Genomic DNA, 6,841 nt, shown 5'->3' with positions numbered 1-6,841 from the left:
CCCCCGTCCTCCCCTCAGCTCACCCCCGCCGCCTCCCACCCCCACGCTTCGCCCCGTCCGGCCACAGCCGTGGCGGGCGCTTGGCGGCGGTGTCCTCGATCCAGCCCAGCGCCAGGATCGTCAGGCCGATCAGGGGCCAGACCAGGACGAACATCCACAGGTTGTACGTCGTGTCCAGTGCGGCGACCATGCCGTCGTCCATGAACGGGAGGTCGTACAGGCGGTCGAGGATCGGAACCGTGGCCATGATCAGGAAGTTGTGCCAGAGGTAGATCGTGACCGCTCGGTTGTTGGAGAGCGTGACCAGCCTGTCCCACTTCGCCAGGCGTCCCGGCAGTTCCTGCCACGAAGGGGAGTACTGGAGCAGGATCACCACGAACCCGAACGACCACATCGCCTGGGCCAGCGGGATGTCGTTCAGGTCCCAGCCGTCGGGGCCCTTGTGGCCCGAGGCCCACCAGATGCCGAAGGCCATGAGCACGGCCGCGCAGGACACGGCGGCATAGCGCGGGACCTTCTTCAGCAGGCCCTCGTGGTGGGCGAAGCCCAGCACCCAGCAGCCGCCGTACGTCGCGAAGTCGGTCACCGCGTTGCCCGTCTCGCCGGGGATGGCGACCACTCCCGTACCGACGACCGCCGTCAAGGCCAGCGGGGCGAACAGCGTCGGCCACGGGAAGCGGCGGAACGCCCACAGCAGCAGCGGCGAGGCGACCACGAACCACAGGTAGGCCCGCAGGTACCAGAGGGGGCCCGCGGCCTGGACCGCCCAGGTGTCCTCCAGCAGCCCGGACTGGGAGCCGACGTGCCAGGGGAAGGGCGGGGCGCCGACCGGGAAGATGTAGTTCAGCAGTTCGATCAGGCCCAGGGTGCCGCCGTGGTCCGGGTCCTTGGCCTGGTTCCAGCCGCCCAGGAACATCAGCGTCAGCGCCACCGCGCTGAACGCCCACAGCGGGGGCAGCAGGCGCCGGATCCGGCCCCGGATCACCCCGAGCGCCGGGCGCTTCAGCGAGCGGGCCATCAGGGAGCCCGCCAGCGCGAACATCACACCCATGGACGGGAACAGCACGGTCAGCCATGCCCAGCCGAACAGGTGGTACACCACGACCCTGACCAGGGCGATGCTGCGGAGCAGGTCGAGATAGCGGTCCCGGCCTCCCGGCTTGGCCGCCTTGGGCGCGGCGGGCGGTTCATCGGTGGCCGACGGCTGCTGCGGAATGCCGTACACGGGTGTGGTCGTCGGGTCTGCCGGCGTCGTCGCCGTCGTGTGTCGCTCGGTCATGCCACGGGCCTCCTGTCGGCGCCGCCGCTCGTCCGGGCGGCCGGTACGGGCTCGGGCGCCGCCCCGACGACGCCGGTGCGCCGGAGTTTCTGCCAGCGCAGCCGGCCGCCGGTGAGGGCGGTGATCCAGGACTGGAGCAGGACGACGTACATGAGCTGGCGGTAGAGGATCTGTTGCAGGGGCAGCGAGATCAGGTGGGACATCTTTTCCCTGTCGAGGCGGAAGGCGTACGCCGCGCAGATGAACTGGATGGCGAGTACGCCCAGCCAGGCGAGCACGGTCTTCTCGGTCGGGCCGAACACCAGCCCGTAGAGCAGGAACACGTCGATCAGGGGGGCGAGCAGCGGCGCCACCACCATGAACAGCGACACGAAGGGCAGGCCCACGCGGCCGAAGCGGCCCGACGGGCCCCGTTCGATCACGGAACGACGGTGCTTCCAGATCGCCTGCATGGTGCCGTACGACCAGCGGTAACGCTGGGACCAGAGCTGCTGGACGGACTCCGGGGCCTCGGTCCACGCGCGCGCGTTCTCCGAGTACACGACCCGCCAGCCGTCGCGGTGCAGGGCCATCGTGATGTCCGTGTCCTCGGCGAGCGTGTCGTCGCTCATCCCGCCGACCCGCTTCAGGGCATCGCGCCGGAACGCGCCGACCGCGCCGGGGATCGTCGGCATGCAGCCCAGGACGTCGTACATACGGCGGTCCAGGTTGAAGCCCATCACGTACTCGATGTGCTGCCAGGCGCCGATCAGGGAGTCCTTGTTGCCGACCTTGGCGTTGCCCGCGACGGCGCCCACGCGCGGGTCGCCGAAGGGCTGGACCAGTTCGCGGACGGTGCCCGGCTCGAACACCGTGTCGCCGTCCATCATCACGATCAGGTCGTAACGGGCGTTCGCCACACCCCTGTTGAGGGCGGCGGGCTTGCCCGCGTTGACCTGGCGGACGACGCGTACGTTCGGCAGGTACATGTCCTCGACGATGCGGGCCGTACCGTCGCTCGACCCGTCGTCGATGACGATCACCTCGATGGGATGCTCGCTCCGCATCAGCGAGCGCACGGTCGCCTCGATGCACTTGGCCTCGTTGTACGCCGGGACCAGCACCGACACCGGTTCGGTGACGGGCGGACCCCAGCTGAAGTCGGGGCGGCGGGTGCGGCGGGCGTGGAAGACGGAGAGCAGCAGCATCAGGCCGAACCGGGCGAACACCAGTACGCCGATGATCGCGAGGCAGACGACCAGTACGCCGGTGATGTCGTCGGAGGCCTGGACCAGGAACGTCCACGCCTTGCCCTTCGCCAGTTCGACACCGGCGACCGGTGTGTGCGCGCTGGGCGCGTCGAGGGCCTCGGTGAGGTTGCGGAACGCGTACCCCTTCGCCTTCATCTCGGGCAGGAAGCGGTCGAGGGCCTGGACGGTCTGGTGGCGGTCACCGCCGGAGTCGTGCATGAGGACGATCGCGCCCTTGCCGCCCTTGGGGGTGGCCTGCCGGACGATCGCGTCGACACCCGGCTTGCGCCAGTCCTCGCTGTCCGTGTTGTTGACGACGGTGATGTAGCCGCGCTGCCCGATGTACTCCGTGACCGGCCACGACTTGTTGTCCATGGCGTCGGCGAAGGAGGAGTACGGCGGCCGGAACAGCGAGGTGCGGATGCCGGCCGCACCGGCGAGCGCCAGTTGGTTCTGGGACAGCTCCCAGTCGATTCGTTTCTTCGACTGGAAGGAGAGGTCGGGGTGGTTGAAGGTGTGCAGCCCCACCTCGTGGCCCTCGTCGACCATGCGTTGTACGAGTTCCGGGTAGCGCGAGGCCATCGTGCCGGTGACGAAGAAGACCGCGTGCGCGTGGTGCTTCCCGAGGACGTCCAGGACCTTGGGGGTCCACTCGGGGTCCGGGCCGTCGTCGAACGTGAGGACGAGCCGGTGGTCGGGCACCTTCATGCTGGTGGTCCGGCCGCTTCTGGTGTCGATGACCGGGCCGCCCTCCAGGATCTTCTCCGGCACCCGGTCGGCGGCGGCCTCGGGCTGGATGCGGTGGTCGGCGAGGATTTCGCTGTGCACGTACCCGCGCAGCATCAGCATCGCCATCAGGGCGACCAGGATGAGCGAGGGAAGCAGCAGGCGCATGGGCAGCCGCCGGCGCCGAACGGCGCCCCCGGCTCCGTTGCGGGCGCCGTGGCGGCGAGTGCGGGATGCCATCAGAGGTGGTTCTCCGGGGACGAGGAGATCGGAACAAGGGCGGCGGAGTCAGCGGTTGCTCCGCTGGGTGCGGCGAGTGGGCCGACAGCGGCATCGGACCCACTCGGCAGGGCGAGCCGTACGAGCGGGCCGAACCGTACGGGCGGGCCGCCGGTGACACCGGGGGCATTGGGCGGGGCCGGCGGTACGAGCGGGCGGCCAGTGGCATGGGGGCCGCTGGGCCGGGCCGACGGTACGTGCGAGCCGCCCGTGGCACGGGGGCCGCTGGGCGGGGTTAGCGATACGAGTGGGCGGTCAGTGGCACAGGGACCGCTGGGCCGGGCCGACGGTACGAGCGAGCCGCCCGTGGCACAGGGACCGCTGGGCGGGGTTAGCGATACGAGTGGGCGGTCAGTGGCACAGGGACCGCTGGGCGGGGCCCACGGTACGAGCGAGCCGCCCGTGGCACAGGGACCGCTGGGCCGGGCCGACGGTACGAGCGAGCCGCCAGTGGCACGGGGACCGCTGGGCCGGGCCCACGGTACGAGCGGGCCGCCAAGTGCACGGAGGCCGCTGGACCGGGCGAGCGGTACCGGCGAGCCGCCTGCGGCACCAGGGCCACTGGGTCCGGCCGGGCTTCCGGCGATCGGGGCCGGGGTGCTCTGGTTGTCGGCGATCGGGGCCAGGGTGCTCAGGTTGTCGGCGACCGGGACCGGGGTGCTCCGGTTGTCGGCGACCGGGATCGTGCTGCCTGGGCTGCCGGTGACCGAAGTCCGGCCGCTCGGGCCGTCTGCGACCGGTGACGGGCCACCCGGACCACCGACGCCGAAAGCCAGGCCGCCCGGACCGCTGACGACCGGAGTCCGGTCACCCGGGCCACCCGCGCCCGAAGCCAGGCCGGCCCAACCGCAGCCGACCTGAGACAGACCAGCCGGACCACCGACGATCGTGCCGGAGCCGCTGGCGACGACCCTGCCGAAGCCCCGTCCGCCCACGGCCGACGAGCGGGCCGGCCTGTTGCCGGCGCCGCGAGATGCCATCGGGAGCTCCTACGCCGTCGTGGCGGGCGGTGCCGGCGTGGCGGCCGGGTCGCCGCCCGCGCCCGGTGCGGCCGGGCTCTCGGCGATCGGAGTCGGGTCGCTCGGACCGTCGGCGACCGTGCCGGTGCCGCCGTCGCCCTCGCCGACCGGGGTCGGTGACGGGTCGTCGGGCGAGGGGACGACGGTCTCCGACGGGCTCGGCTCCGGCGGACTGGACACCGGCACCGACGGCTCGGGATCCGGGTCCGGGCCGGGCGTGCTGACCTCCGGCACGGGCTGGCCGAAGCCGGCCGAGGGCCGGGGCCCGACGGACGGATCCGGCTTCTTGGTACTGGGCGAGGCGCCCGGCTTGACCGGGACACCCCCCAGTGTCGGAGCGACCCCCGGCGCCCTCACCGATGCCCCCGGGATCGGCACGACCCCGGCCGGCGGGTCCGACGGCCGCGCCGACTCGGCGGGCAGCGGCGAGGTGTCGACCTTGCCCGCCGGCTGCTCGTCCTGCTGGCCCGGAACCGGCAGCCAGGGCGCGTCCGAGTTGCCGGAGAGGAGCGTGGCGACGATGACGACGGCGTACACGGCGCAGGAGATGCCGACGACCATGCCGATCCTGCGGTACCGGCGGCTGCGGCGGCCGGTCTCGTCGACGAAGACGGGACCGTCACCGGCACCGGCACCGGGCTCCGTGTCCTCCTTGGTCTGGCGCACGAGAAGGTCCTCGAACTTGCGGCCCACTCCGTCGAGTTGAACCGTCACCTCGTGCGGATCGTGGGTGTGGCCGAACTCCGCCGCGTTCTCCCACGGGCGACCACGGAGGAATGTTCCGGCCGATCCGGCCGCTTTGGCCGATCCGGTCATACCCGCCGCACCCGCCGCACCCGCCACACCCGCCACACCCGCCACCGCACTGTCACTCGGAAGCGGCTGCGCGTGCGCGCCCCCACCTCCGGATCGCGCGGGACGCGACGGCGTTCCGGCGTGCCTCTGAACAGGCACGGGACCAGTCCCGCCAGCGGTTACTCCGAGTAGCTTTCGGGTTCCGGACACGGTGGCACCTTCGGCGACGGACCGTTCCGGTTGGGCGTCTTCACGCCACTTTTTCACTCGCACGCACAACCCCCCACGGGAACTATTCGGGCGCGTGTACGATTCCGGAATCTTCGTACGATCGATGTTCGAATCGGACCCCCATCCGACCCGAGCGCCCCATTTATCACACTGCATCCGGGCCACGAATGTAGCGCACGTGGGGGTCCCGTGTTCGCCATGTGTTATTTGTGAACCGAAACGATGACGCTGTCACTGTCCGGAATCCATCCGCCGACAGGCCTCCGCAACCACCCCTCCTCCTCTGCGAGCTGGGCCGCAGCCCGTCGCAGAGCGTTAAATCCCGGGTGCGTGAGACCCCTCCGCCACACCAACGAAACGGGGGACAGCGGAACGGGGCCGACCAGCGGGCGCACCACCGTCCGGGGAAGAGCCGGGAAGTCGACCACGGCGAGGACGGGGGTCCGGGTCCTGGCGATGAGCCGCTGGAACTCCTCGTCGCCCACGGCGAGCGGCGCGGGCGGCGCGATCCCGATACCGCGCCCCTCGAACAGCCGCCGCGCGAGGTCGGTCCACTCCGGGGTACGGGGGTTCCCGGCACCGGCGTACACGCTCTCCCTCGCCAGCGCGGCCAGCGGCACCTCGGGCAGCGCGGCCAGCCGGTGGTCCTCGGGCAGGACGACCGCCATCGGCTCGTAGCGCACGAGCTGCTGGTCCAACTGCGCCCGCAGCACCGGATCCAGGCCCGCGAACCGTCCGAACGACGCGTCGAGCCGGCCCGCGAGCACCCCGGCCGCCGCATAGGCCAGCCCGCTCTCGAACCGGGCCATCAGCTCGTACTCCAGGGCGAGTTCACGCGCCCGGTGCAGCACCCGCCGCCCGGTCACGAGCCCCGGCGAGTTCAGGTCCACCAGCAGCGGCCGGGCCTCCCCGAACTCGGCGAGCAGCTCGTCGCGGGCCGCCAACACCCGCCGGGCGTACGGCAGCAGCCGCTCCCCGTCGGCCGACAACGTCACCCGCCGCGTCGACCGTACGAAGAGATCGGCGCCCAACTCCCTTTCCAGGCGCCGGATGTCACGGCTCAGCGCCTGCTGGGCCACGTAGAGGCGAGCGGCGGCCCGGGTGAAGTGCAGCTCCTCGGCCACGGCGACGAAGCCACGGAGGAGACGGGGATCAAGGTGGCCGGGGGCAGACATCCGGCGACCCGTCCACGAGCCGAAGCCGCCGACCCGTCGGCCAATTCGCGCGCACCCCATTGACTCGCTCACACACCGCACATACCTTCGCCCGTCGAAGCGCTTCGA

Annotated in this window: 4 protein-coding genes; all 4 read right to left on the bottom strand. The window is 71.6% G+C overall.

What is annotated here, in order from left to right; genetic code table 11:
- Window positions 1-19: 19 nt before the first annotated feature.
- The 4 genes from AOK08_RS39680 to AOK08_RS39665 all read right to left on the bottom strand — a co-directional run bounded on the left by AOK08_RS39680 (window position 20) and on the right by AOK08_RS39665 (window position 6,733).
- Window positions 20-1,279 carry an acyltransferase family protein gene (locus AOK08_RS39680; RefSeq protein WP_055535125.1) on the bottom strand — a complete coding sequence of 420 codons (1,260 nt, stop codon included), beginning with the start codon at window positions 1,277-1,279 and terminating at the stop codon, window positions 20-22.
- On the bottom strand, window positions 1,276-3,474 hold the full coding sequence (locus AOK08_RS39675; protein WP_055535124.1) for a bifunctional polysaccharide deacetylase/glycosyltransferase family 2 protein: 2,199 nt from the start codon (window positions 3,472-3,474) through the stop codon (window positions 1,276-1,278). The genes AOK08_RS39680 and AOK08_RS39675 overlap by 4 nt, the downstream gene beginning before the upstream one ends.
- Window positions 3,475-4,502: 1,028 nt before the next feature.
- Window positions 4,503-5,348, bottom strand: coding sequence for a hypothetical protein (locus AOK08_RS39670; RefSeq protein WP_055535123.1), 846 nt, complete (start codon window positions 5,346-5,348; stop codon window positions 4,503-4,505).
- 413 nt (window positions 5,349-5,761) lie between these two features.
- Window positions 5,762-6,733, bottom strand: a complete 972-nt coding sequence (locus AOK08_RS39665) for a LysR family transcriptional regulator (RefSeq protein WP_055535121.1) — start codon at window positions 6,731-6,733, stop codon at window positions 5,762-5,764.
- Between the last annotated feature and the right edge of the window lie 108 nt (window positions 6,734-6,841).

Source organism: Streptomyces graminilatus, from assembly GCF_001418565.1.
Classification (GTDB): Bacteria; Actinomycetota; Actinomycetes; order Streptomycetales; family Streptomycetaceae; genus Streptomyces; species Streptomyces graminilatus.
The sequence above is the reverse complement of the archived record's forward strand: the minus strand, read 5'-3'. Positions and strand labels throughout refer to the sequence as shown.